Here is a 23,162-nt window from a genome sequence, read left to right on the forward strand (position 1 = left end):
GCCGCCGTTTCGAACCTGTTCCGACTATCAAGTTCCGCTAACGCACAAAAGAGCCCGTCACCTTCCGGCAGCGGGGGTGGAGAGCAGCCATGAGATAGTTGTGCGATCAATTTGCGGGGATATGGAGACTAAAGCGCGTTTGCTCCACATCGGAGACTACGTCCAAGCTTCCACCATGGGCGCGGGCAATTTCTGACGCGATGAAGAGCCCCAATCCCAGGCCCTGTTGGCGGCTCTTTGCCTCTCCTCGATAAAATGGCTGAAAGAGGCGTTGCAGCGCCGATTCCGGAATAGGCTTACCGCCGTTCGCAACCGACAGGCTAAAGAGGCCGTCCTGAACCTGCGCGGCTACCTTGATCGGAGTTTCAGGGTCGCCATGGGCGATGGCGTTTCCCATCAGGTTCGAGAAAAGCTGCGCGATCCTCGCATGATCAGCATCGATCATGCATCCGTCCAGATTGAACGACACCTCGATCTGACGCTCCGGGTAGCTTGATCTTATCTCGTCAAGCACCTGCTGCAATGCGGGCTGGATCGGGTTATCGCGGTCCCTCGATAGTCCGAGACCCCCTCCAAGTCGACCTCTCGCGAAATCCAAGACATTGTCGATCAAGCCGCTCATCCGGGAAACGCTCGCCAGCATGAGGCGCAGGACTTGGGAGGTTTTTTCGTCGCTGGTGTCAGAGCTTCGGGCCAGCATGTGGACGCCAGCAGAAATCGAAGCCAGGGGATTTCGTAGGTCGTGGCCAAGCACCGCTATGAACTGCTCGCGCAGTTCCGCAGTCTGTTGTGCGGAATTCAGGCCGATCTGCAGCTCGCGTCTGGCCTCACTCAGCTCTCGCTCGTAGCGTCGACGCTGCGTCGCGCGAAAGAGCGCCACGCGTGTCTCAATTAATTCTCCAGTGGGCGTCCGCTTTTCCCAGGCGTTGGCTAGGACTGACAGGCTCTCGCCATCCGACTTCATCACGTCCAACGCAACCTCATCAAAGGAGCCCTGCATCCTCAACAGGGGAGCGAAATGTGTCTCATAGAACATTCTTCCGGCGATATTGAGGATGTCACGGAAGCGTTTCCCGACAACTGCCTCCCTAGAAAACCCGGTCCATTTGTAGAAAGTAGTGTTTGCGTCGTCGATGCGCCCATCGGCAGCTACAACGAGGTAGCCACAAGGCGCGTTCTCAAAAAGGTCGAGGTATCTGTTACCAGCGTTCATTGTGTAGTCAGACGAACGACCGTATCGCCGCAACAACTTCCTGCGGCGAGCTGAGATTTGGGCAGTGGCCGACCGCGTCGAGGTGAACCAATTTACTGCCCGCGATGTGGTCGCGGACGTACTCACCGACTTGATCGCCGGCAATGATGTCGTCGGAACACTGCAGCACTAGCGTCCGCGCGGTGACTTTCGGCAGGTCGGCTCTGTTGTCGGATGTGAATGTGGCCCGCGCAAATTCACGAGCGATGTCGGGATCAGTTCGACAAAAGCTGTTGGTCAGCTCCTCAGCAAGTTCCGGCCGATCCGCGTTCCCCATAATTGCTGGCGCCATCGCGGCCGACCAGCCCATGTGGTTGTCGGCTAGAGATGAAAGCAGGCCCTCGACATCAGCCTCTGAAAAGCCGCCGACATAGCCGTCATCGTTTATATAGCGCGGAGACGGACCAACCAAAACAAGGGTCTCGAATATTTCCGGTGCCTTCAAGGATGCGAGCACCCCGATCATTGCGCTGACGGAATGCCCGACGAATACCGTTTTCCGCAATTCGAGAGCCCGACCGATTTCAATGAGGTCATCCGCGTAGCCGTCCAGCGAGGCGTATTTAGCGCTGTCGTACGCAGACAGGTCGGACTTCCCAGCCCCTACCTGGTCGAAAAGTACGGTGCGAAAATCGTGGCGGAATGCAGGCTCGACGAAACGCCACATGTTTTGATCACAGCCGAAGCCGTGGGCAAACACCATCGTTTTAGGTCCCGTGCCATGAGCCAGAACATTGTTGCGCTTCAGAACGTACATGTCTTCAGACCAGAGGAAATCGACACCTAAATAGCCCGTCTGAAAAAAACTTCAAATGGCAACGAAATGACGCCCGCACTCGGAGCGTATCTCTAGTCTGCACGTGGAGTTGGTGAAGTTGTTCGTATAACCATATGCGCAGCCCATTCCGGTGCTCGTTGTCGAGGACGACGAACTCATCCGGTCGATATCGTCGACTTCCTTGGGCATGAGGGGTTCGTCGATTACGAGGCAGCCGGTGCGGACGAGGATTCTGCTTCTGGAACAACATCCATCGGTTTGAATGCTGTCGGGAGACGATGCGAGGATACGGATAGCGGAAAATTCGCTCACGCGCATTGGTGTGGAGTTCGTCCATGGGGAAAATACCTTCTCCGCTTGAGGCACGCTTGGACATGAGGCGTGAAGCGCAAAAGAGCTGGGGATGCTATTGGTAGCGACGTCTGCCGGTAACATATCGCTCAACAATTACCCCGCCTGCTAGGCCGGGCACTGTCTCGGTTGAAGTTTATCCGCCCTATCTGTCGCACGACGGGCCGATCTCCTATATGCTTAGCGGAAAGCATGTGAGTGCCAATGCCCTTCACTGTCATCTGGTATGGAAGACGCGGCATCGTCGACAAAGTCTCCTTCGACGCGGAGAAGGCGGCAAAAGACCATGCCATCGCGATGTTCCCGACCCGTAAGGGTGACGATGGGATCGTTTCAGTTGAAGTTCGTAAAGACAACGGCGCCGTCGTCTTTAGTCACGCGGAGAACTGAGAGAGCGAGGCCAGCGCCACAGCCGCCATCGATCCGTTCGATCTGCCGGGGGCGCGGGTCGGCCGGCAATACCTCCTGCTGTGGCCTCGATCCGCGGCTGCGCCGAGAACGACTGGCCTGTCGCCGATGTCGTCGGACGGCTTGAATTGGGGCGCTGGGATCGAGCGGTCGATCGCCGAATAATCATTCGGCACTCGGGCGAAAATCGCCATTGCCGCCGCGCTGCTCGGCGCGCCATCGCTGCTCTAAACTAACGCTTACGTGCGCGTTTGACAGCAGCCTCTGCCACGGCCGGGGCCTCCTGAATGCTTCCACGACATAGATGCTGGTGCGAAAACGCGAGGCGTCTTGATGAATCGTTGTCCGGCATAGTCCGTTCTCCTGACTAATCCCGCAAACTTCTTGAGGATCGATCAGTTCCCGGCAATGGGATGCAAATCTTTTTGCCCGATCGAGAAACAGAAAGCGCTTTTGACATGTTGGCCAAAGGAACAGATTCTGCTCATCTTACCTGCCGCAAGGGGCGAGCCAAGCATGTTCCTAGGCATCGCCCGGCACCGCCGCGGCCAATTGGAGGCGAGCCCCGACCAGGGTGGCGTACACTGTGTAGAGATCCCAGCTGCCGAGTGCCGGGTGGGCTTGTGGCGACCGCCTTGAGCGCAGCATCGAGGCGTTTAAATTTTCAACGCCGGACGGCCACCGGGGGAACATTTCCAAATGCACTGTGTTTGGCGCCACCCTTGCACACCGGAACTAAGGCGATGCAGAGTCGGAAATTGGTGAAGGCCGCGCTGGTCAAAGAGATCGACGCCGTCCGCCTCAGCATCTCGCTCCTTGAAAAGGAGTTGTGGACAGCTGGCAGACCCAACAAGATCCGATGGCGTTCAGGATACGAGCTAACCGCCCAAAAAGCTCGCCTTGCCAAACTGGAGAACGTGCTTGCGCACTATCCATCCGTGACGCGAGCCCGAGCATTGGACAGCAACAGCTTGAGTTACGGGCAAAGGAACCAGGTGAGTTAGGGGAAGCAAGATGGCTGACAGACACTCGATCAGAACTCCGTTAGCTCGAGTGCGGGGCCTTGGGTCGGCGAAACACGGAACCGAAACGTTCATGCTGGAACGACTGACATCTGCTACACTTTTGATCCTCGTCATTTACATCGTCGCGGTCGTTATAAGGCTGATCGGAGAGCCTCGAGATGTCGTCATCCGCGTAGTCGGATCGATCTATGTCGCACCCGCCCTCATCGCCTTCATTCTGGTGAACTGCGTCCACATGCGGCTGGGCATGCAATCGATCATCGAAGACTACTGCCACGCCACCGTGCTGAAATCTGTCCTGCTGATCGCCAACTGGTTGTTTTGCTGGGCAGTAGCCCTCGCCAGCTTTTTCGCCGTGCTGGTGATCAGCTTCCGATAGGCGGCAGCGCGGCGCGGTTCCAACTCAGCGCCGATCCCGTTATCTGTCGCGCACGGCGAGCCGTCTTCATTCTATTTTCGGCAGCCTGTCCCATTGATGGAAAGGCGGCGGAGAGGTCAATTCCCATTCCAATGTGGTGGCTCCCGGCCCCCAAGGGTTCATGCCGGCGGCCCTTCGCCGGTGGAAAGCCTCCACGATGCCGGCAAGGAAAATCAGGACACTCGCGGCCGACAGATAAGATCCAAAGGAGGAGACCATGTTCCAACCGGCAAAAGCGTCGGGATAGTCGATATAGCGACGCGGCATGCCGGCCATCCCGAGAAAGTGATGGGGGAAGAAGACGAGGTTCACACCGACGAAGGTCGTCCAGAAATGGATTCCAGCCAAAAGCGGATTGTACAAATATCCTGTCATCTTCGGGAACCAGTAATACCAGCCCGCGAAGATGCCGAAGATGGCACCCAACGAGAGAATGTAGTGGAAGTGTGCGACGACATAGTAGGTGTCGTGCAATTGCCGGTCGAGGCTGGCATTTGCAAGCTGTACGCCGGTCACGCCTCCGACAGTGAACAGGAATATGAAGCCGAGCGCCCACAGCATCGGGGCGCGCAGGCTAAGGGAACCACCCCACATGGTCGCGATCCAGGAGAACACCTTGATCCCCGTCGGCACCGCGATCACCATGGTGGCGAAGGTGAAATAGCGCTGCGTGTCCAGCCCTATTCCGCTTGTGTACATATGGTGAGCCCAAACGACGAAACCGATCGCCCCGATCGCGACGATCGCATAGACCATCCCCAGATAGCCGAAGATCGGCTTTCGCGAAAATGTCGAGATCACCTGGCTCACGATGCCGAAGGCCGGCAAGATCATGATGTAGACTTCAGGATGGCCGAAAAACCAGAAGAGATGCTGGTACAGGATAGGATCGCCGCCGCCGTCCGGCGCGAAGAATGTGGTGCCAAAATTTCTATCGGTCAGGAGCATTGTAATGGCCCCTGCCAGGACAGGCAGGGCCAGCAGCAGCAGGAATCCGGTGATGAGGATCGACCACACGAACAGAGGCATTTTATGCAACGTCATCCCTGGCGCGCGCATATTGAAGATCGTGGTGATGAAATTGATGGCGCCGAGTATCGAAGAGGCTCCCGCGATGTGCAGAGAAAGAATGACCAGATCGACGGAAGGACCGGGATGGCCGGAGGTCGAAAGGGGCGGATAGAGGAACCAGCCGGTCCCGGGACCGTAGCCGCCGGGGACACTGGGCATGAAGATCGACAATAGAAGCAGCATCAATGCCGGCGGCAGCAGCCAGAACGAGATGTTGTTCATGCGTGGGAAGGCCATGTCCGGGGCGCCGATCATGATCGGAACCATCCAGTTGGCGAAACCACCGATCAGTGCGGGCATGACGGTGAAGAAGATCATGATCAGCGCGTGCGCCGTGGTGAACACGTTATAAAGTTGCTTGCCGGCATCTATGGCCGCGTCGCCTTGGTAGCCGTAGATCATCGATGCCAACCCAGGGAAAACCTGGATCCCGGGTTGCTGCAGTTCAATTCGCATGCCCACCGACAAGAGCATGCCGATGACCCCCGCGATGAAGGCGAAGATCAGGTAGAGCGTTCCGATATCCTTGTGGTTTGTCGAAAACAGCCAGCGGGTGATGCCCCGCGGCTTGTGGTCTCCGCGGCTGCTCGGAGCCGCCGCCGAATATTCACTCATGAGCGTTCTCCGCTTCAGCCAGTTTCCAACAGGGCATCCGAACCATGATGTCAGTTGATTGTTCCTCCCCAGAACGCCCGACGCGAGGGAACATACGGCAGAAGCCAAGGTTCGGGTCGGGCGCGGCGTGCCCGCGGTTGAAGGATCGACATTCCATGCTGGCAGTCATTGCTGGGACTTTGGTTCTGACGACAGTGGTCGGCGGGCTGATTACGGCCTTCTGGATCGAGGCCCGTCATGATCTCCACGACCCGACGGCGGACAGGGCGATGCACCTGGAGCTGCTAACCAGACTTGGCTCTCCGGCTTCGGCGGAGTCGTCCTGATATGGACACCATCACCGCGAAACTCCATCCGGGAACGAGAGTCGGCTGGCTTCTGCTCGGCTTCGCCCTGGGCGGTTTCTTCGACGGCATCGTCCTGCACCAGATTCTGCAATGGCATCATCTTCTCTCGGGCCTCGCCGACCCGGCGGGTTCCGACCTGCGCTTCCAGATCATGGCCGACGGCCTCTTCCACTTGTTCATGTACGTGTTCGCCGTTGCCGGCACGGTGCTACTGGTGGCGGCGAGGGCAGCAGGCGGGCGGGCCGGAACGACGACCGAGATCCTTCGGCTAGCCTTCATCGGGTTCGGCGTCTGGCATCTGGTGGACGCCATTGTGTTCCATTGGCTGCTCGGCCTGCATCGGATCAAGATGAACAGCGACATGCCGCTCGCCTGGGATATTGGGTGGCTGGTCATCTTCGGAATCGTGCCGCTGCTGTTGGTGCTGGTGCTGCCCAACCGCGATGGACCGGCACGCGGTGCCTCGGCGGCTCTGACCAGCATCGTCCTGCTTGCAGGACTGGCTGCGGGCGCCGGCCCGCTCTTCAACGGTGCCGCCACTTCCGTCATCGTCTTTCGAGCTGGGATGCAACCGGACGCGATGATGCGGGCGGTTCAAGCCGCCGACACCGACCTCAAGTGGGTCGACGCCAGCGGCACCATCTGGGCGGTCGATAGGGTCTCATGGCGCGGGTTGATGACCCTGCACGCGCGCGGCGCCCTGGTCGTCGGCACAACGCCTGTCATTGCCGGATGCCTCGCCTGGACCGATGCCGCTGGTGCGAGCAGTCGCTCCGGCCAGCAGTGAGGCATCCTAGCCCGCTTCCGGAAGGTGGCGGGCTTTTTGTCGGCCGATTGCCACGACTGGTCGAAGGCAAAGAGTGGTACATTGCGGATTGGCAAAGGGTAGATCGAAGAAGAAGAGCTATCAGAAGCCCGCATTCACGAAACGTGAGCGGCTGTCGTCGGTGACGGCTTCGCGCAGCTCATCCGGGGTCTCCGGGATTATCGATTATCAAGAGAATTGCAGATTGGAAGCCCGCTGCTGAAAGGTGGCGGGCTTTTTAGTGCATTAGTGGAACCTGACATGTCGAGGCAGGTTGGAAACGGCGGCAGCGTCCCCCGCTGCCGGGCCGAGGCCCCAAGCCTTGGCCGGGTCCGCCTCTGCCCGCCAGTAGGGGCGGACCCACTGCAACCTCCGAAAAGGAAGTTTGGATCGCTCTCGATTTCCCTGGCCGAGGATAACACCGGGAAGGCCCGTTACTGCTCCCTCAGTGGCGGGTTTTTCAATGGCAGGCCGGTGAAGCATCACGTCCCGGTTCTCAGGAACCCGTAATGCTACCCTGAATTGCTGGATTTCGTCGCCCTTGGCATCGCAGACCTTGCATCTCAGATCGAGACAGGAGCCAGCACCAGAACGGGCCAGCTCTGCCAGGATCTCGGTCAGTGCATCGGTGTCGGAAAGGTCGAAGCCAGTTCACTGACGATGGAACAAAACTGCCCTGTCGAACTTTGGTCGTCGCACTGCTCCCGGTGCTTTCCCCCATGAGAACTGCCCGCTGGTTCCGGCCGGCGGGCTTTTTGCGTCATGTGCTGGGCGATTCTCGGACCCCATTCGTTGGAACCGCCGCTTCATGCGAAGTTAGGTGTGCCCAGGGAGATTCAAACATGGAGTTGATCATGAAACAGCTACTCTTCGCGTCCGCCATTGTGGCACTGTCAACTGGGCTCGCCTTTGCCCAATCGAGCAACACCACCGGCACTGGCGGGTCATCCACGACGACAACCAAGACCATGCCGAGCACTACGACCGACCAGGGCACGGATTCGACCACCACGAGCGGAACGAACTCAAACTCCGCCAAGGACTGCGCTCCGGGTCAGCAGACTGGCAGCGCCAAGCAGGCCGCGCCAGGTCAACAGGATACCGATGCTAACTCGGCTGCTCCTGGCCAGATGAAAAAGACCACGGAAGGCTGCTGAGCGCTGTCTTTGGAACTTCGGGCTCTGTCCCAGGTTGATACATCGCGGTCGATTCCTAGGATGTAGCCGCACAATATAAGCCCGTCGTGCAAGGCCAGCACGGCGGGTCTTCCAGCAGGACCAAAGGCTTGGATGTGATATCCAAAGGTCCGGTCTGTGCTAATTGGTTCTCGGCTTGTCTGGCGGCCGTTCTCATACATCAGCAATTCATGATATACTTTGGGTGCCGCAACGCTGTATCGTTATGGAGCTGCGGATGCTCTATCGTGACCGTGAAGATATAGCCGGGCATTGCCGTTTCTAGCGCCGCTTCCATGCGACTTCGATAGGTAATGCTCTCGTATCGCGTTTCCCTCGGCTGCACTATTAAGAATTGCCTGGCGGCCATTCCTGCCGCCATATGTTCCAACCATTTCATGAACTTCGCTTCCCGCGAAAGCGGGCGATCGGCAACACGGGTTAAGGGGGCGGTGGGTCGCCGATCGCCCAGTCTGGTACGCTTGGAAATGTGTCGGAGGTGGGCCGACAAAATCGACGCTACGCCTGTCCCCCGCGCCCGCAATGGCCATCATTCGCCATGGTGAAGATGCCGTTACTATCCACAGCTAAGCTTTAATGCTGGGCGCGGGCGGGATTCTCACCGAACTCAATGTCAACTTGTCGACGGTCTTGACAATGGCGGTGGCCAAGGCGGCGGCTTCATGCATGAGCTCCGGCCCATAGAGACCGTTTACCGCTTCCTCACTAGGAAGTACGCCAGGCGGACAATGATCCTCGATCGTCCGCCGGATTAGGGTTAGCGCCGCTCTGCACTCTTCTGTGTCAATCGTCGGCATGCACCGAAACATGCCGGACGGCTAAAATGTTCCGTCGGGCGGCGCCGATCCGTTTTGCAGTGCTGCTTGCCGTTCCAAGGTCGGATAGCGTCGTCATCGGCTGCCCAGTGCCTTTGCCTCACGCTCCAGCGTCTCACGGTCGTTCCCGTGCTTCCTGATAAGTTCCCGCACTTCAGGGATGGTAAGCTGGAACTTGCTGGCGAAATAGCCGACCTCATATTCTTCGTCGCCCGACACTCGGTCGCGGTCGCGAAAATCACGCTTGCTTTTGTCGTCTGGCATGATTGTTCCTCCTGAGAGAAGAACAGCGAAAGTGGCGCCGGGTTCCACGTACCTATTCGCGAACATCCACCCTTCGTTTGATCGCGGTAATGACTGAAACATTCAACTTAGCTAAAACGATCCGGAACCGATCGGAGCCGTGAGCCTTGAATCGCAATGTGAGTTCCGTGCATGCGTTTGAAGTTCATCCCGCCGATGCAGCCGGAGTTGGTCGACACCCCGCCCGAGGGTGAGGAGTGGATTCACGAAATCAAGTTCGACGGGTACCGAACGCAGATCATCAAGGATGAAGACGGCATTCGCCTGCTGACCAGGAGAGGGTGCGACTGGACTGCACGGTACAAGGTTCTTGCCGACCAGGCCGCCGCGATTGAAGCCGACGACTTCATCATTGAGGGTGAAGCCATCGTGGTTGATGAGGCTGGACGCTCCGCTTTCCATGCGCTGCAATCGGCCGTCAGCAGCCGCGATCCTTCGCAGGAATACTATCTTGTAGCATTCGACCTGCTCCACATGAATGGCCACGACCTCCGCAACATGCCGCTGGAGGACCGGCGTGACATCCTAGAGGGCACGATTGAAGCCGGCGGCCGGATACAGTTCAGCGAGGCCATGCCCGGCACCGGCGACGCGGTTTACTACCTTGCCGACCAGACTGGACAAGAAGGCATCGTCTCGAAGCGCAGGGACAGTCTCTATCGCAGCGGCCCGACGATGAACTGGCGCAAAATCAAGTGCTACGATGAAAAGGAGATGGACATCATCGGCGTCCAGCGCGACCCCGGTCAGGCGGCGAGGGTTCTGATGGCTGAAAACGGCCGCTATCTCGGCACCGCCAACGTCAATTTCAAATTCGACAAACGCAAGCGCCTGTGGGACCGCGTACAGGGCAAGGTCGGCGGCCCGGTTCCGAAGGGCTTGAAGAAGGACAAGGCGGAATGGCTGAAGCCGGGTCTTGTCGGGCGGGTGAAGTTCCTGAAAGGTGAGGAGCAGCTTCGTCACGCCAAGCTGCTGGATTACCGGGAGGAGGAATAATGGCGGTCCCCAAGAAAGATCAGGAGCGCGTCGGCTATGCCTGGATGTATGGTGCCCAGGCACTAAGGACGGAGCGCATAGTGCCACCTTATTGGGAGGAACACGCCGAAGCGTGGCTTCAAGGCTATGACGGTGTGCTTCTAACGGGGATAAGCAAGAGCAAAGCTGTTAGCGACGGGATGGAAACCGAGGTGGATGAAGCCGACGTCGAGCGCCCCGAATGAGCGTTCGTGGCCTGAAGTTTCTCGACAATTGGCTGGCCGAGCAACTGCCCATTCTGGCGCGCGGAGATCCGGTCGCTGCGAGCGACTTGGCAGACCAATTGATGACAGCGGCGGAGAAGGCCGGTATCGGCGCCGAGGAAATCAGTAACGAGGTTGAGAGCGTGTTCGAAGGCGATGCGTCGGGGCCACAGCAACCCAACGGTTTGACCGGTTCTTGGCTTGTTCACATTCCGGTCTTCCCTAGCGTAAGGGGTTTCAGGCGCGGATCGCGCTTTACACGCGGCGGGAGAAATAGGACTAATGTCCTCGGGTGGGGCGACTCTCAAAAGGTGTCGCAATGGCTAGGTCAAAACCGTCAAAGCAGTTTTCTCAGGCTGAAATCGAGCGCTTCCTGGTGGCAGCAGAAGCGCTGCACCTAAGCATCGTCAAGCCGTTCATCTCGCCGCATTGCGATCACTACAGACAGACGCGCGTCCTACATGAGGCCCTGCTGAACGCCGTGCGAGAAGTCACAGGGAAGGAAGTGCCGTTCATCCGGTGGAACACCACGGGACCGGTTAGACCGCCTACCGCCGGGTAGCCCTTGCTGGGATAAAATGGCCGGCGCGCCAGGTGGGAGCTGTTGGGACTGTGCGGCGCCGGCCAAGCGGACAATCAGGTCCGCCGCGCCTGAAGACGTCGCCGATTCGAGGGGAAGTACGAGCCTAGGCGCTTCCGTCCGTCTCGCTTTCTTCGTCGATCACCCGGACTGGCAGATAGGCATTCGTTCCCAGCCACTCACGCAAGACGATCTGAATGAGCTCCGACCGGGCAATGTTCATTTCGGCGGCGATGGAGTTCAGTGCGTCCTCCGTGGCTGGCTCTAGCGGGAAGCCGGCGACGTTCCGGAGCATCAATGCAGCCCGCCGAAGCAGGATTTGAAGATCGGCGCGCGAAACGTCTGCGATGCACTCGGACGCCTGCTGCAATTCATCGGCGAAGGTCGAGCGGGTCATTGGTGCCTTCCTCCCAAGAGATATTGATCGCCGTCGGCGCGATGCCCGCGACAGAACCAATGTGACGGCCCCTTCGGTCGTGCGAAGCCGAACGGCGCGCGGTGGCCGCATCCAACGTGCTCGCACGTGTGGTTCTCAATCCGCTGGCGTTCGCGCGGTGCGGCTATCATGCCATCGGCAAGTCTGGCGGGTTCGTCGCTCATAGCGGATTGATCGGCCCGACTAAGGCGGGATGGTCGTTGGGCTGCTTGTTAATGAGGGTCGAGTTGACGTCGCGGCCAACGCGATTGAACTGCAGTTGTCCGTCGATGTCGTGGCTGAGGATATCCTTCAAGTCCTCCTTGGGCGTCCCCGGATCCAGCCACGCATCATAGTAGGCTTGGTCGAGGATGACCGGCTGCCGATCGTGCAGGTTTTTCATCGGCTCGCCGGCGGGCTCGGTGATGATGGTGCAACTGGTGATGTCGAGGTTGGAGTTGTAGGCCCACAGCCCTGCGAATGAGAACGGCGCGTGGCCGGGCAGATAGATGTGCCAAGGGTCCTTTTTGCCGTCGGCCGGCGAGATGGTCCATTCGTAGAATCCATCGGCGGGGATCAGGCAACGCTTCGACTTGAATGCGTCACGGAAGGCCGGGGCCGTATCGACGCCTTCGATCCTGGCGTTGAACATTGCCGCCTTAGGCATCTCTTTCGCCCAGAACGGTACGAGCCACCAACGGCCCTCGCGTAGCTTGTGATTGCCGTCTTCGCCTGCGGTGACGAAAGGGACTTCCTCGGTCGGCGCGATGTTATAGCGAGGTGCGTCATTGCGACCGATCTCCGCCGGCGCCGTCAGCCGATAGAGCCGGTGGATCTCGGACCAAGTGAGGTATCGGGTGAAGCGGCCGCACATGTTCAATCGACCAGTTCAAGCAGGAGATAATTGTCCGGCACGGCATCAGGAGGCCAATTGGCGCAACATGCAGCTATAGCGGCCTTGTTGGCCGCCATCCAAACACTTGCGGCGTCGTCCTCTTCCGCTGTGGGCTCTTCATCGGCAGCAAAGCTGGCGTCGTCCCAGCCTTCCAAGGCAAACATTCCATCTGCGGCTTGCTGGGCCGAAATGCCAGCCGCAGTGAACACGGCCTTAGCCGCCTCGACGCCGCGCTCCTGCTCCTCCGGCGAAGCGCCTTTGATCTCCAAGCGAAGCTGCATTGTTCGCCTCCTGTGGCTACTACCGCCAGTGAACAAAATGAGAACGATTGAGTCAATCCCCCTTGACCTGACAGGAATATGTTCCTTATTCCTGAATGGTCGTTGCAGGAAAAAGGGCTATGGGAAAGCGCCAAAATGCGCCGGCCGGCGAAGCTATGTCTGAATTGGAGATGCTGGCACAACAGGCCATAGCTGCTGCCGGCGGCGATGTCGTGGTCGCTTTACTGAACATCCTTGCCAGGAACAGCGAGCTCGAGCGGGAACTCGCTCTGTCTCGCGCGGCGGTGTCGAGCGGCTATTCCCGCGGCTGGCACAAGGCACGTCCATAAATGGCGGACACGGCTGGGGACAATTTCCGGATCGAGGTTTGGGATAGAGAGGAGAAGACCCACCTCGAAACAATATCCCGATCACCAGATGCCATGGTCAGCCAGGCGGCTTGGCAGGCCGCGATCCGTCGCCGCCCAGGAATGTTGCTGATCCACTACAACAGCCGACACGTCATGGAGAAGATCATTACGCCGGGTGAGGTCAAGATCCCGCCCCAGACGATTATCGACGGCAGCATTCATGCCGGGCTGGATGTCGCACTTGGTGACTTGCGCTCATGGCACTCGCTGCGGGCCTATTGCACAAAATGCTCGCATCACGCGACGATAAAGCCGGAAGGGCTGACCAGGCGATACGGTGGGGATGCCTTGTTCCGCTCGTCGAGCGGGCGCTTTTCTGCACGAGTTGCGATCGCGGCGGGCCGGTTCGGCTCGAGGTCCACAGCCTGCCGCGAAACTAGAGGAATTATTAAAATGCATGGCCACACGACAACTCGTGAAACTCTTCAAAATTGCCGGGAAAAGTGTGGGCCAGATATCGCACGACCCTTGAATTATCCATCAGCCGGTCAAAAAAGCGGCCGGCTGCCAGCAGTTCTAGGCTCACGGAGCCACGTCGCTCCACGGCGCTCAAAAACGCACTGCTTAGCTCGCCAAGTTCAGGCGTCATCGCGCCCAGTTGGTCTTCAGACACGTTGGCAATCATCGCCGGATCGAAACCCTCGGCCAGCAGCGGGCGCGGCGTAAAAGCGACAAGGATCTTTGCGTACGTGAACGTGACCCGCTCCATAGCAACCATCAGTCGGGCAATTTCCAATTGCCTGGCGGGAATCACATGCCGCAGCAAGCCGAAGATTTTCACCTTCACAGGGTAGTCTTGGAGGAAATCGAGGACGTCCGGGCAAATCCCGCTGACAGAATGACGGCCTGCATTCTTGCCGGGAAAGGGCTTGCTGGCATGCGCTGCTGCACCCGGTTCGTATTTCACGCCTTGCAACCTCTCGGCCAAGAGTTTTGGTATGGTGGCAAGCCCCTCGGACACCAGCAATGAGTGAAACCTTTTGTCACTCATTATCAGACGAAGCGCTTCGACCAGGCTACTCAAGCGCTGTTCTGTTTCCACAGTTTCTCTTATGAAATTGCGCTTGCGTGCGCACTCCGCTTCATAGGTTGCTATGAGCTTGGGAGCGAATAGCTTCTCCCTTGACCCTGGTTGATCGGCAGCAATACTACGGGCGTGTCTCTGGTCGCTGTTTTGCAAAGCATTGTAAGCGGCCTCGCTGGTCATAGGGTGCTTCGGACTCACACTACGTTCTCTGCACCTGTTCGCTCCGCCAGCGTGATAAGCGGGCTGAGCGTGGGAAAAAGGTAGGTGTCCAGTTGTGCGCCATTGTTAGCGCGCAGCTCCGATATGCCGACGATTTCACGTACAGGGGCAATCAGATAGTCCCGGATGACAAGGTCACCCGGACTCATCCTGATCAGGACGAAAATGTCGGGTTGTGACTGGTGCTTGATATTCAGAGACCAGACGGGATATCCGAATACGGAAGCGCCGCAACGTGCGATTTCGATAGCAACAGTGAACTCATCGTTGATCCGGAGAATGCCGTTTCTCAGGTCATAAGTTGCCTGTCCGCTAGTCCTCCCGATTGCCACCAATAGGTCATCTATTGCCTTCAAACGCACCGTCTTCAGCCGCTTTTTCGCGGCGATGATCTGGCAGTTCCGAGGCATCTGGTATCCAATGAATTCGTAGAGTTTCAGAAGGCTTCCGAAGCGATGGAAATAGAGGCTAGCTGCGGGGCACTCGGGTGCAGCGTCAATAATCGCGGTCGATAAGGCGCCACGGCGCGCGAGGACATTCTTCAGCGCTGCCAGCATCTCGTCGTTGTTCATACGCAAATAGAGTGTTTTGTGGATGAGTTGCGCCCGCTTGAATAGCTTGCGGTCAACAATCGGCTCAAATGCACCTTCCGTCCGCACCCACTGTTCGGGGGGATTGTTCACCGCCTTGCTTTTGAGCTTGGTGGAGCGCCGATTCCAGACACTGTTGCCAATGTACGTTTCATTGGTCAGGACGCTGCGTACGCTTTCCCGCTTCCATCGGCGCCCAAGGTCAGTCATCACGCCGCGTTTGTTCAACAGCCTTGCGATTTCAAGCTCTGTCTGGTGCGTTTTAACGAAGTGGCTGAAAATCCATTGTACTGTTGCGATCTCGTCTGGCGGCCCAGGCACTACGATTACTCGGTCGGTGTGCATGCTCTTTTGTTCGCGATTTGAAAGGATGAATTTGGGGCGTCCCAAATCGTCGACCAGCAGGCGTCTTAAGCCGAGGCCCGGCTTACTACCCTGGCGGAATCCCATCCGTATCAACCTTGCCTGACCGATGAACACCTTTTGCGATAGCATGCGACTATGCTCGGCCGCCATGCTGCGCTTTATCGCCTTCAGTACGTCTGATCCGATGCTGCCATCGTTGGTGAACTGCTCTGCACAAAATTCGATTCGCACGCCAGCCATCTGGCATCGGTACTCATAAGCGGCGCTCTCATTAATGTTCTGGAACCGCCCCCAGCGGCTGACATCGTACACCACGACCGTTTCGAAACCGGCTCTCCCGCTCTCGACATCCGCTAGCAACTTCTGAAGGCCGGGACGGCCTCCGAGGTTGAGACCGCTTCGACCAGCGTCCTTGTAGGTGGCGACGATTTCGTAGCCCATGATATCCGCGTAGTCGCGTATGGCATCCCTCTGGTTGTCGATCGAATAGGTCTGGTTGTCCGTCGACATGCGCAGATATTGGGCCGCACGCACTACGCGCCTACCTGAAGGAGCTTTTGTGGTCGTTACCTCGTCCATCACTTGCGCTCCTGCCGATCGGACATGCTAACGATCATCGGCCTGAGGTTTGGTGCAAAATACCTCTCGAGTTTATGTCGAATGCCCGGCTTTTCTGGTTAGACCCTTTCAACTGTCGGTAAACGCTGACTCACTTCGTGAGAGCGCGTGCCCCCGTTCCGCCGCAATGCGACCGCACGGGACGATCGATAGGGATTTCAGACTTTTAAGGGAGACCTCCATGACTTTTCACAAAGCGATAGCCGCAGTGCTAATGACCGCAGCGCTGGCAGGCTGCGCACAGACCGAAGGCCAGCAGCGGGCCGGCACAGGCGCGCTGATCGGCGGCGCCGGCGGCGCACTTGTTGGCCAGGCCATCGGCGGAAACACCGAAAGCACGCTCATCGGCGCCGGCGCCGGCGCCCTGCTGGGCGCGGTTGTCGGCAGCTCCACCACGCCGCAGCGTCGCGGCGAACAGATGTGCCGCTATCAGGACCGCCGCGGCCGCATCTACACTGCCCCCTGCGACGACCGGTATTACAACGGCGATTACTAAGCAGGTATCGTTGGACCCCAGCGTCTTAACTCAGTCAGCGCCGCTCAGGGGAGCGGCGCACACTGATGTCATCTTTTGCCCACTTGCCTGGGCTAGGCTGTTCCTCGCGGTGGGTTTTGGAGGAGGTCGATGTGACGACAAGCCTTGCCGCCCTGAAAAGCCAAAGCAAACGCGCCGTGAAGCGGCTCATCGGTTATGATTCCCGCAACTGGTTGCGCATCCGCCAGATCGAGGCATTCACACTCTTTCTCGAAGCCGGCAACCGCAAGGCCTCCGACGTGATCGAAATCTCGCCCGGCTGGAACCGCTATTGGCGGGCGATGTGCCCCAACTACAGGTCGGTCGATTTCCCAGCCTTCGACATCTGCAAGGACCGCACCGACGAACAATATTCCATCGTCATCGCCGACCAGGTGCTGGAACATGTGCAGCGGCCGCAGGCGGCGGTGGAAAATATCCACGCTATGACCCGGTCCGGCGGCTGGGCGATGGTGGCAACACCCTTCCTGTTTCGCGTCCACGCTAGGCCGCACGACTACAATAGATGGACACCTGCCGGCCTCAAGCAGCTGATGGTTGAGGGCGGCTTCGCGGAAGCCAACGTCAAAGTCCATGGCTGGGGCAACAAGGCCTGCGCCAGGGCCCATATCGGCGGCCCCGTTCGCGCCTACGGCCTGTGGCGCGATCTCAGCAACGACGAGGAATACCCGCTGATGGTCTGGGCGTTCGCCAAGAAGGGGTGAGTGGCGGAGGCCGCGCTCCATCGTGATGAGGCAGGGGGTCTCGCTGGACCACTTGACCGGATGCGCCGCCAGTGACCTACTCGAATTCGAGGAGGCGTTCGCGAATGGACATTCGAGCCACATTGACGGAGCTATGCGAGGCCTTCAACGCGCACGATCTCGATCGCATTATGGCGTTCTTTGCCGACGACTGCGTTCTGGAGATGCCAAGGGGGGCCGAGCCTTGGGGAACGCGCTGCGAGGGTAAGCGCAGCGTACGAGACGCGCTTGCCGCGCGATTTGAGGGTTTGCCCGATGTGCATTACGGCAATGGGCAGCACTTTGTGGACGAGGCTGCCAACACCGGCATGTCGAAATGGACCCTCACCGGCACCACCCGCGAGGGCGTAAAAAAGGAAGTTCAAGGTTGCGACTTCTACACATTTCGCGACGGAAAGGTAATCCGCAAGGACTCATATTGGAAGATCGTGGAGTAGGGGTTGGCAGTTCCTGTCCGCATCTCGAAACGATATGCCGATCACCCGACGCGATGGTCAGCCAGGCGGCTTGGCAGGCGGCCATCCGGCGCCGGCCGGGCATGCTGCTGATCCACTACAATAGCCGCCACATCATGGAAAAAATCATCACGCCGGGAGAGGTCAGAATACCGCCGCAGACGAACCCACAACATCGCTGATGGCGGTTACGTTCACGAAATCGAGAAGCCGCCCCATGCTGTCGCCTATACTGAACCCGCGCTGCAACGGATGCTTTCCGTGTCCGGGCTGAAGATGGTCGAAGCCCCGCTGTATGGCCTGTAGAGCGGCAAGCACCCTCAAGCGGTTTCGGGCCAGGATACGTCTACCTGGAAAAAGGCGAAACCGTTGCAAAGAGCAGTCTGGCTGGCTCGCGTCACTCGGTCGCTTAGGTGAATTTTGCATAAAGCTGCGACACCGCGAGGTCGAGCGCGCCGCCTGACGTTTGCAGCAGCCTGAAATCAATCGTCTGCCCGCTCGTCGCCGAAAAGTCGATGTCGATTATGTGCATCGCGGTACTATCGAACGCGCTGATAGCCGCCGTCTCCTCGTACATGACAGTCACACCTGCCCTGATGATGCGAACGAAGCGCGTGCCGGACGCATTCGCTGTCCACTTCAAGGTCGCCCTGATCCGCACCCGCGTCGCCCATATCGGAGCGGCAATCATGCCCGATGTGTAAATGCTTTCCGGGTCTCGAACTTCGGTGTAGGCAAACGCCGTTTCGGTGTTGTTCGGAATAGACTGCACAGCGGCGTTCTGAACGACGAGCCACTTCTCGTCCATCCACCAATTGTTGCCAGCCATGTTATAGCGCGTGCTTGCCGTGCCGGAAGGGTTCATGAACACGTCGCCGACAGTAATGATGCCGATCCTTTCGGAGCCGGCCTGCACGTCCACGGCGCGATCAACAAACTGATAGGTGTTCGGCCCGATGACGCAATCAGCCGCGCCGGTCTGAATGACCCAGGGCACGCAGACGGAAGTCGAGTTTGCCGCAATGATCTCTTTGCCAGCGGCACGCAGGCCGACGCCAGAGTAGACAAAGTACACCGGTATTCGCGCCGTTCACGAACGACCGGAAGGTGTTGTCATTTAGGTAGACTTCCGACGCCCCGGTAGACGTGATGTAGCGGAAAAAGGGGGCAGGCGACGACGGGTTTTGGAAAAGATCGTTGTTGGAAAAGAACAACTGGCTGAACTTGTCGCATACTGCGATGCTCACGTGATTGTTGGCGTGGCAATTCACCAGCGACAACAACAAGCCCTGATCGGTCGACCGCGCCAGCAGATAGGCGCAGTGCCCGCAATTCAGGAATGTCCAGCTATCGAAGACGACACCTTCAAGCGTGCTGAACATGCTTCCGACAGCGGCCCAATAGCTCATGACCATGCCGCCAGTGAAGCGGAAATCCGAAGTGGTCCACTCGCCTGTGAAGTACACGCCATAGGCGCACGTCATGTCATTGGTCGAAGTCGCACCAATCAGGTTCGCGCCGAGGCCGTATATCTCGCCATAGAACTTGCCCTGATAGGCCCCATGCAGCCAAATCGCATTCTGGAAACCGTGGCTTCCGGTGTCGCCCTTGATAACAGACCCGGCCTCCATAACAAACATCGGATGCTGCCGGCCAGGAGCGAAGCCGGTGTCAGGCCATGCAAGTTGGAACGCCCGGCCGAGACCCGCCTGCGTCGTCTGAATCTCGACACCGGAGCCCTGAATGATTTGCGAATACGCGGCCAAGCCGGACGCGGTTGCGCGCGTCACCTTGATCTGAACAGCGTCGTTGAGCGCCGCGCCACCACTCAGGAACGTCGCCGTGATGTTGGCCGCGTCGTGCGTAATGTTCTGGTTGAAGTTAGCGCGAAGAACACCTTGCTGATAAACCTCGACATAAGCGCCCGTGTAGGCATCGGCAGCAGTGAAAACGGTCTGCCCAGCGGTAGCGACGAAAGCATACGTCGTAGTCGTAAAGGTTCCGGCCTTGAACAGGCTGCCTGTAGCTTCATAGACGATCTTCCCGCGCCCACGGAGAACCAAGCCGGTTGTCGGTAGCATGATTTCGTTGCCGGTCGGGATGCGGATCGTCAGGCCGCCGATGAAGATGTCGGCTCCTGCCGCCGCCGTTACGCACAATTGAAATGCCGCCGCGTCATTGACTACGCCGTCGCCCACGACGCCGAAGTCTTTCGGCGAGATCATGTCGCGGGCTTTGGCCTGCCAGGTGCGCGTGACGGCACCGGTGCCGGCTTGCAAAAACCCGGCATAGGTCGGATCGGTCCCAGGGCCATTGGTCTGAAGCAGATACCCGGCGGTCGAGGCGGCCAAACGGGCCGGCACGGTCGCATTTCGGAAGATGATGTCGCCGCGCGTTGTCAGCGTGGTTCCGACTGTATCCGGACCCGTGGCTCCGCCCGGGCCGGTAGCGCCGACGACCCCGGTCGGCCCCGTGGCGCCCGTCAAACCGGTCGGGCCTGTCGGGCCTGTCGCGCCCGTGAGCCCCGTCACGCCAGTCGATCCGGTCGCACCGACGCCGCCGGTAACCCCGGTCGGACCGGTCGGCCCCGTCGCGCCCACGGCACCATTCGACCCGTTTGCGCCCGTGGCCCCGCTAGGCCCCCTGGCGCCCAATGCGCCGCTCGGCCCGGTCGCGCCGATGCCAGCCGGTCCAGATGGCCCCGTGGGGCCGGTCGCGCCTTCGCCGGTGATCAGCGCCCGCGTGGCCGGCGCCAGCGCGTCAGGCGTGACGACACCGTTGACCAGCGCCCCGTCGGAGCGCCGCACGTCGGCCAGCGCGTCGATCGTCTCGTCGGCTGCTCGGACTAATTCAGCCAGGTCGTTGTCGAGCTGCGCGCCGTCCGGAAAGGAGTACAGGTAGCTGAAATCGATGACGGGCTTTACGGGAGAAGGCATCTTGCATCACTCGCAACACGGCTCCCGTCGATGCCGCCCGCTTGGGGACGACAATTTCTCAAAAATGATGAGATCGAGGGGAAGCTGGGTTGATGTCAGCCCTGGTTGACCAAGGCGGTGATGCGACTGCCCGAGATTCGCAGTTGTTCCGGCCGTGCAATGATAGCACAGCATGACGAGCTCTGACCACCCTTACTGCAGGATTAGCGCGCCAGTTTTATTGATCTACCTCATGCCAACATTGCGGAAAGCTACAATTTACATTAGGTTCGCACTCCCAATTCAGGAGCGAACAATTGACCGATGAAATTGAACGAAACACAGCTCTGATTGAGCTGACGGCCGATATTGTCGCAGCGTTTGTCCAAAATAACGCCGTGACAGTGGCTGGGCTGCCGGATCTTATTTCTTCGGTCAACGCGGCGCTTTCGAAATTGGGCCCGACGCCGGTTGCGGAGCTACCAACGCTGACGCCGGCCGTGAACCCGAAGAAGTCGATATTTCCGGATTACATCATAAGTTTGGAAGACGGTCGCAAATTCAAGTCGATGAAGCGCCATCTAGGTTTGCTTGGAATGACGCCCGAACAGTACCGCACGAAATGGGGTTTGCCTCGCGACTACCCCATGGTGGCGCCAAGCTATGCCGCCCAGCGATCGAAGTTGGCAAAGTCGATAGGGCTAGGGCTAAAGCCTGCCACGAAGGATCCCGCCAAGAAAGCGCCGGCCAAGAAGCCAGCCCCAAAGGGTATCAAGGCTAAAGGCGCAAAGCGCAATCTCACAAGGAACGCTTAAAGCGAAGCTGGGGCTTCGTATCTCCGTCATGCAACGCCTAGGGGTGTCACCTTACCCACAGGCTGGGCACGGCGAGCAACGCAGTCGCCGGAGAACCGTCTAACCACTACTTACATTAGGAATCTCTTGCAGATCAGCCTTATTTGGGGTATCTAATGGCGGGGGTGGTGTTATATGTACTGGATAATGTTGTTTGCCGGGATGGGTTGCATTATGGCCTTGTTTGGCCTCTTGGCTCTCAGTGGCCTGGTGGGCGACCCGGGTGCTCACAGGTTCAAGTCCCACAAGGACAAGCCGAACTAGTCAGCTTCCGCGCTACTTGTTTTTAATGACCGACAAGATTGTTGGATCGACATCGAATATCTTGCGGGCCCGCGCTGAGAAGAAACTTACCTGAAGCGCATTGCAAAACGCCGCGGCCGACGCGAGTAAAAGCGGCCCCCCCATCAGAACGCCAGCCGTACACAATACGACGGTTGCGAGGCCGGTACCCAAGGTAATGCGAAAAGCAAACTTTTCGTCGCCTAACACCATCAACAAAACTCCCGACGATCCGCCGAGAACATGGCAAACTTGGCCGCAGCCTAAGATCAGTGCTATCCATAAAGAACTTTCGTAGTGTGGGTTCCAAATCTGAACAGCGGCATAGCCAAGAGTCACCAACCCAAAATACATTAGGCAGGTCAGAAGCGTCGAAACACACACCAATGTCCTGAGAGATCGCTGAAGTCCCGCGCGGTCACCCAGCGTCCAATGCTGAACCGCAGAAGGGGCAAAGGCGGAATTTGCGATGCTGAGCGGCATGATCAGTACCGTCGAAATTCTTAAGGCGACACCATATTGCGCAACTTCCGAGAAGCTAGTGAAGAGAGTCAGCAGAACCATGTCGATCTGAGATAGGCCGAACAACATCAGGGTTGTTGCGAGATTCGGCAGAGTGCGAAGGATAATCGCTCTTAGGTTTGTCTCTACGTTTGCTGGCTCAGTCCAGCGGCGCGACATCACAAAAATGCTAAAAGCGCCGAAACCCGCTGCCATCGCGAAGCCGACCAAACTACATAACAGTACTTGATGAAGGGTGACGCTGCTGTGTGTCACGAGAGCAAACGCGAGGAAGAGGGCCACAATGGCACTGGGGAACGCCATGAGGAAAGCCGAACTCCGAATCGAGTGAACCGCTCGAAGCAGTTCGACTTGGACAGACCCCAAAGCTGCGCAGGGAATGGCTACGGCGACTATTGGCAAAATTTCTCCCCATTCGTTGCCTCCGCCGCTTCTTATCCAATGTTCTGCAAGCCAGAATGCCAGCGCTGTGATGAGACCGAAAGAGACAACCAGTCCCTGAATCCTAACTATAAGATCCCGCGCTCGTCCGAAGTCTCCTTTCGCGGTCGCGGCCGAGACAAGCGCCGGCACGGTAAATGTGAGGCCCAATTGAACCAGGATCGCAAATCCTGAGGTGAGTATCTGAGCGATGAAATAGATGCCGACTTTGTCTGGAGGCAAGGCAAGAGGAAGTAGCAAAGAGCTCGCAAGACCCGCAGCCAATATGCCAACGCGGCCGGCGGCAGCGGCGCCACTAGCTCGCCATATCGAGGGCGCGGAAGCGACCGGAAGATCAACGGACATGGGGTCGCTCATTGGGAGGCGCTCGGCTATCCCGGGGACAAAGGGAC

At 58.5% G+C, this 23,162-nt stretch carries 27 protein-coding genes; 15 read left to right on the forward strand and 12 right to left on the reverse strand.

What is annotated here, in order from left to right; translation table 11 throughout:
* Positions 1-106: 106 nt before the first annotated feature.
* Both EOC06_RS02515 and EOC06_RS02520 read right to left on the reverse strand, forming a co-directional pair.
* A complete protein-coding gene (locus EOC06_RS02515; protein WP_127332014.1) occupies positions 107-1,213 on the reverse strand; it encodes a PAS domain-containing sensor histidine kinase in 1,107 nt (368 codons plus the stop codon).
* A 7-nt stretch (positions 1,214-1,220) separates the two neighbouring features.
* Positions 1,221-2,009 carry an alpha/beta fold hydrolase gene (locus tag EOC06_RS02520; protein ID WP_127380181.1) on the reverse strand — a complete coding sequence of 263 codons (789 nt, stop codon included), beginning with the start codon at positions 2,007-2,009 and terminating at the stop codon, positions 1,221-1,223.
* Between the two features lie 576 nt (positions 2,010-2,585).
* Between EOC06_RS02520 and EOC06_RS02525 the strand changes: the two genes are divergently transcribed.
* Both EOC06_RS02525 and sdhD read left to right on the forward strand, forming a co-directional pair.
* On the forward strand, positions 2,586-2,771 hold the full coding sequence (locus EOC06_RS02525) for a hypothetical protein (protein WP_127332018.1): 186 nt from the start codon (positions 2,586-2,588) through the stop codon (positions 2,769-2,771).
* Between the two features lie 1,032 nt (positions 2,772-3,803).
* A complete protein-coding gene (sdhD, locus tag EOC06_RS02540) occupies positions 3,804-4,193 on the forward strand; it encodes a succinate dehydrogenase, hydrophobic membrane anchor protein (protein WP_127332022.1) in 390 nt (129 codons plus the stop codon).
* A gap of 66 nt (positions 4,194-4,259) precedes the next feature.
* Here the strand turns inward: sdhD and ctaD are convergent, their stop codons facing one another.
* A complete protein-coding gene (gene ctaD / locus EOC06_RS02545) occupies positions 4,260-5,918 on the reverse strand; it encodes a cytochrome c oxidase subunit I (protein WP_128307002.1) in 1,659 nt (552 codons plus the stop codon).
* 155 nt (positions 5,919-6,073) lie between these two features.
* Between ctaD and EOC06_RS02550 the strand changes: the two genes are divergently transcribed.
* The 3 genes from EOC06_RS02550 to EOC06_RS02560 all read left to right on the forward strand — a co-directional run bounded on the left by EOC06_RS02550 (position 6,074) and on the right by EOC06_RS02560 (position 8,227).
* Complete coding sequence (locus EOC06_RS02550; protein WP_127321693.1) at positions 6,074-6,244, forward strand: hypothetical protein; 171 nt, start codon at positions 6,074-6,076, stop codon at positions 6,242-6,244.
* 1 nt (position 6,245) lies between these two features.
* Positions 6,246-7,052 carry a DUF2243 domain-containing protein gene (locus tag EOC06_RS02555; RefSeq protein ID WP_127332379.1) on the forward strand — a complete coding sequence of 269 codons (807 nt, stop codon included), beginning with the start codon at positions 6,246-6,248 and terminating at the stop codon, positions 7,050-7,052.
* An 860-nt stretch (positions 7,053-7,912) separates the two neighbouring features.
* Positions 7,913-8,227, forward strand: coding sequence for a hypothetical protein (locus EOC06_RS02560; protein ID WP_128307003.1), 315 nt, complete (start codon positions 7,913-7,915; stop codon positions 8,225-8,227).
* 929 nt (positions 8,228-9,156) lie between these two features.
* On the opposite strand, the gene EOC06_RS02570 is transcribed toward EOC06_RS02560, so the two are convergent.
* Entirely contained in the window at positions 9,157-9,345 is a 189-nt protein-coding gene (locus EOC06_RS02570; RefSeq protein ID WP_127327848.1) for a DUF3606 domain-containing protein, read from the reverse strand.
* A gap of 171 nt (positions 9,346-9,516) precedes the next feature.
* On the opposite strand from EOC06_RS02570, the gene EOC06_RS02575 reads away from it, so the two are divergent.
* Genes EOC06_RS02575 through EOC06_RS41545 form a run of 4 tightly spaced genes read left to right on the forward strand, consistent with a single transcriptional unit; the run spans position 9,517 to position 11,184 of the window.
* Positions 9,517-10,380: an RNA ligase family protein gene (locus EOC06_RS02575; protein WP_127327847.1), complete on the forward strand. Its 864-nt coding sequence runs from the start codon at positions 9,517-9,519 to the stop codon at positions 10,378-10,380.
* On the forward strand, positions 10,380-10,604 hold the full coding sequence (locus EOC06_RS02580; protein WP_128307004.1) for a hypothetical protein: 225 nt from the start codon (positions 10,380-10,382) through the stop codon (positions 10,602-10,604). The genes EOC06_RS02575 and EOC06_RS02580 overlap by 1 nt, the downstream gene beginning before the upstream one ends.
* Entirely contained in the window at positions 10,601-11,023 is a 423-nt protein-coding gene (locus tag EOC06_RS02585; protein WP_128307005.1) for a DUF768 domain-containing protein, read from the forward strand. Before EOC06_RS02580 ends, EOC06_RS02585 begins: the two co-directional genes overlap by 4 nt.
* Positions 10,942-11,184 carry a hypothetical protein gene (locus EOC06_RS41545; protein ID WP_128307006.1) on the forward strand — a complete coding sequence of 81 codons (243 nt, stop codon included), beginning with the start codon at positions 10,942-10,944 and terminating at the stop codon, positions 11,182-11,184. Before EOC06_RS02585 ends, EOC06_RS41545 begins: the two co-directional genes overlap by 82 nt.
* Positions 11,185-11,308: 124 nt before the next feature.
* Here EOC06_RS41545 and EOC06_RS02595 read toward each other — a convergent pair whose 3' ends face one another.
* From EOC06_RS02595 to EOC06_RS02605, 3 genes are all read right to left on the reverse strand, one after another.
* A complete protein-coding gene (locus EOC06_RS02595) occupies positions 11,309-11,599 on the reverse strand; it encodes a hypothetical protein (protein WP_128307007.1) in 291 nt (96 codons plus the stop codon).
* 199 nt (positions 11,600-11,798) lie between these two features.
* Positions 11,799-12,491: an SOS response-associated peptidase gene (locus EOC06_RS02600; RefSeq protein WP_127327971.1), complete on the reverse strand. Its 693-nt coding sequence runs from the start codon at positions 12,489-12,491 to the stop codon at positions 11,799-11,801.
* Between the two features lie 2 nt (positions 12,492-12,493).
* Positions 12,494-12,793: a hypothetical protein gene (locus EOC06_RS02605; protein WP_127327846.1), complete on the reverse strand. Its 300-nt coding sequence runs from the start codon at positions 12,791-12,793 to the stop codon at positions 12,494-12,496.
* Positions 12,794-12,912: 119 nt separating this feature from the next.
* Here EOC06_RS02605 and EOC06_RS02610 point away from each other — a divergent pair, with 119 nt between their 5' ends.
* On the forward strand, positions 12,913-13,122 hold the full coding sequence (locus EOC06_RS02610) for a hypothetical protein (RefSeq protein WP_127327845.1): 210 nt from the start codon (positions 12,913-12,915) through the stop codon (positions 13,120-13,122).
* 469 nt (positions 13,123-13,591) lie between these two features.
* Here EOC06_RS02610 and EOC06_RS02620 read toward each other — a convergent pair whose 3' ends face one another.
* Entirely contained in the window at positions 13,592-14,410 is an 819-nt protein-coding gene (locus EOC06_RS02620) for a plasmid partitioning protein RepB C-terminal domain-containing protein (RefSeq protein WP_127327844.1), read from the reverse strand.
* Between the two features lie 14 nt (positions 14,411-14,424).
* Positions 14,425-15,984, reverse strand: a complete 1,560-nt coding sequence (locus EOC06_RS02625; protein WP_127327843.1) for a recombinase family protein — start codon at positions 15,982-15,984, stop codon at positions 14,425-14,427.
* 220 nt (positions 15,985-16,204) lie between these two features.
* On the opposite strand from EOC06_RS02625, the gene EOC06_RS02630 reads away from it, so the two are divergent.
* The 4 genes from EOC06_RS02630 (at position 16,205) to EOC06_RS41550 (ending at position 17,938) form a co-directional block, all read left to right on the forward strand.
* Positions 16,205-16,519, forward strand: coding sequence for a YMGG-like glycine zipper-containing protein (locus EOC06_RS02630; RefSeq protein WP_127327842.1), 315 nt, complete (start codon positions 16,205-16,207; stop codon positions 16,517-16,519).
* 131 nt (positions 16,520-16,650) lie between these two features.
* On the forward strand, positions 16,651-17,262 hold the full coding sequence (locus tag EOC06_RS02635; RefSeq protein ID WP_127327841.1) for a bifunctional 2-polyprenyl-6-hydroxyphenol methylase/3-demethylubiquinol 3-O-methyltransferase UbiG: 612 nt from the start codon (positions 16,651-16,653) through the stop codon (positions 17,260-17,262).
* A gap of 104 nt (positions 17,263-17,366) precedes the next feature.
* A complete protein-coding gene (locus tag EOC06_RS02640; protein WP_127327840.1) occupies positions 17,367-17,738 on the forward strand; it encodes a nuclear transport factor 2 family protein in 372 nt (123 codons plus the stop codon).
* 53 nt (positions 17,739-17,791) lie between these two features.
* The gene (locus EOC06_RS41550) at positions 17,792-17,938 is read left to right on the forward strand and encodes a hypothetical protein (protein ID WP_245466343.1); all 147 of its coding nucleotides are present in this window, start codon (positions 17,792-17,794) and stop codon (positions 17,936-17,938) included.
* 227 nt (positions 17,939-18,165) lie between these two features.
* Here EOC06_RS41550 and EOC06_RS02645 read toward each other — a convergent pair whose 3' ends face one another.
* Entirely contained in the window at positions 18,166-18,831 is a 666-nt protein-coding gene (locus tag EOC06_RS02645) for a hypothetical protein (RefSeq protein WP_127327839.1), read from the reverse strand.
* Positions 18,722-20,692, reverse strand: a complete 1,971-nt coding sequence (locus EOC06_RS44750) for a hypothetical protein (RefSeq protein WP_281057990.1) — start codon at positions 20,690-20,692, stop codon at positions 18,722-18,724. The genes EOC06_RS02645 and EOC06_RS44750 overlap by 110 nt, the downstream gene beginning before the upstream one ends.
* 296 nt (positions 20,693-20,988) lie before the next feature.
* On the opposite strand from EOC06_RS44750, the gene EOC06_RS02655 reads away from it, so the two are divergent.
* Positions 20,989-21,486: a MucR family transcriptional regulator gene (locus EOC06_RS02655; protein ID WP_127327838.1), complete on the forward strand. Its 498-nt coding sequence runs from the start codon at positions 20,989-20,991 to the stop codon at positions 21,484-21,486.
* Positions 21,487-21,801: 315 nt separating this feature from the next.
* Here the strand turns inward: EOC06_RS02655 and EOC06_RS02660 are convergent, their stop codons facing one another.
* Positions 21,802-23,115, reverse strand: a complete 1,314-nt coding sequence (locus EOC06_RS02660) for a lipopolysaccharide biosynthesis protein (protein WP_127327837.1) — start codon at positions 23,113-23,115, stop codon at positions 21,802-21,804.
* Positions 23,116-23,162: the final 47 nt, after the last annotated feature.

The sequence above is a fragment of the Mesorhizobium sp. M7A.F.Ca.MR.362.00.0.0 genome (assembly GCF_004023175.1).
In the GTDB taxonomy this organism is placed as follows: domain Bacteria; phylum Pseudomonadota; class Alphaproteobacteria; order Rhizobiales; family Rhizobiaceae; genus Mesorhizobium.

Bases quoted from the DNA above. Each gene is read 5' to 3' on its own strand.
- EOC06_RS02630 (WP_127327842.1), top strand. From the start codon at position 16,205: ATGACTTTTCACAAAGCGATAGCCGCAGTGCTAATGACCGCAGCGCTG.
- EOC06_RS02605 (WP_127327846.1), bottom strand. From the start codon at position 12,793: ATGCAGCTTCGCTTGGAGATCAAAGGCGCTTCGCCGGAGGAGCAGGAG.
- EOC06_RS41545 (WP_128307006.1), top strand. From the start codon at position 10,942: ATGGCTAGGTCAAAACCGTCAAAGCAGTTTTCTCAGGCTGAAATCGAG.
- EOC06_RS02580 (WP_128307004.1), top strand. From the start codon at position 10,380: ATGGCGGTCCCCAAGAAAGATCAGGAGCGCGTCGGCTATGCCTGGATG.
- EOC06_RS02520 (WP_127380181.1), bottom strand. From the start codon at position 2,009: ATGTACGTTCTGAAGCGCAACAATGTTCTGGCTCATGGCACGGGACCT.
- EOC06_RS02570 (WP_127327848.1), bottom strand. From the start codon at position 9,345: ATGCCAGACGACAAAAGCAAGCGTGATTTTCGCGACCGCGACCGAGTG.
- EOC06_RS02610 (WP_127327845.1), top strand. From the start codon at position 12,913: ATGGGAAAGCGCCAAAATGCGCCGGCCGGCGAAGCTATGTCTGAATTG.
- EOC06_RS02600 (WP_127327971.1), bottom strand. From the start codon at position 12,491: ATGTGCGGCCGCTTCACCCGATACCTCACTTGGTCCGAGATCCACCGG.
- EOC06_RS44750 (WP_281057990.1), bottom strand. From the start codon at position 20,692: ATGCCTTCTCCCGTAAAGCCCGTCATCGATTTCAGCTACCTGTACTCC.
- ctaD (WP_128307002.1), bottom strand. From the start codon at position 5,918: ATGAGTGAATATTCGGCGGCGGCTCCGAGCAGCCGCGGAGACCACAAG.
- EOC06_RS02640 (WP_127327840.1), top strand. From the start codon at position 17,367: ATGGACATTCGAGCCACATTGACGGAGCTATGCGAGGCCTTCAACGCG.
- EOC06_RS02515 (WP_127332014.1), bottom strand. From the start codon at position 1,213: ATGAACGCTGGTAACAGATACCTCGACCTTTTTGAGAACGCGCCTTGT.
- EOC06_RS41550 (WP_245466343.1), top strand. From the start codon at position 17,792: ATGGTCAGCCAGGCGGCTTGGCAGGCGGCCATCCGGCGCCGGCCGGGC.
- EOC06_RS02660 (WP_127327837.1), bottom strand. From the start codon at position 23,115: ATGTCCGTTGATCTTCCGGTCGCTTCCGCGCCCTCGATATGGCGAGCT.
- EOC06_RS02525 (WP_127332018.1), top strand. From the start codon at position 2,586: ATGCCCTTCACTGTCATCTGGTATGGAAGACGCGGCATCGTCGACAAA.
- sdhD (WP_127332022.1), top strand. From the start codon at position 3,804: ATGGCTGACAGACACTCGATCAGAACTCCGTTAGCTCGAGTGCGGGGC.
- EOC06_RS02620 (WP_127327844.1), bottom strand. From the start codon at position 14,410: ATGACCAGCGAGGCCGCTTACAATGCTTTGCAAAACAGCGACCAGAGA.
- EOC06_RS02625 (WP_127327843.1), bottom strand. From the start codon at position 15,984: ATGGACGAGGTAACGACCACAAAAGCTCCTTCAGGTAGGCGCGTAGTG.
- EOC06_RS02560 (WP_128307003.1), top strand. From the start codon at position 7,913: ATGGAGTTGATCATGAAACAGCTACTCTTCGCGTCCGCCATTGTGGCA.
- EOC06_RS02585 (WP_128307005.1), top strand. From the start codon at position 10,601: ATGAGCGTTCGTGGCCTGAAGTTTCTCGACAATTGGCTGGCCGAGCAA.
- EOC06_RS02550 (WP_127321693.1), top strand. From the start codon at position 6,074: ATGCTGGCAGTCATTGCTGGGACTTTGGTTCTGACGACAGTGGTCGGC.
- EOC06_RS02555 (WP_127332379.1), top strand. From the start codon at position 6,246: ATGGACACCATCACCGCGAAACTCCATCCGGGAACGAGAGTCGGCTGG.
- EOC06_RS02595 (WP_128307007.1), bottom strand. From the start codon at position 11,599: ATGACCCGCTCGACCTTCGCCGATGAATTGCAGCAGGCGTCCGAGTGC.
- EOC06_RS02575 (WP_127327847.1), top strand. From the start codon at position 9,517: ATGCGTTTGAAGTTCATCCCGCCGATGCAGCCGGAGTTGGTCGACACC.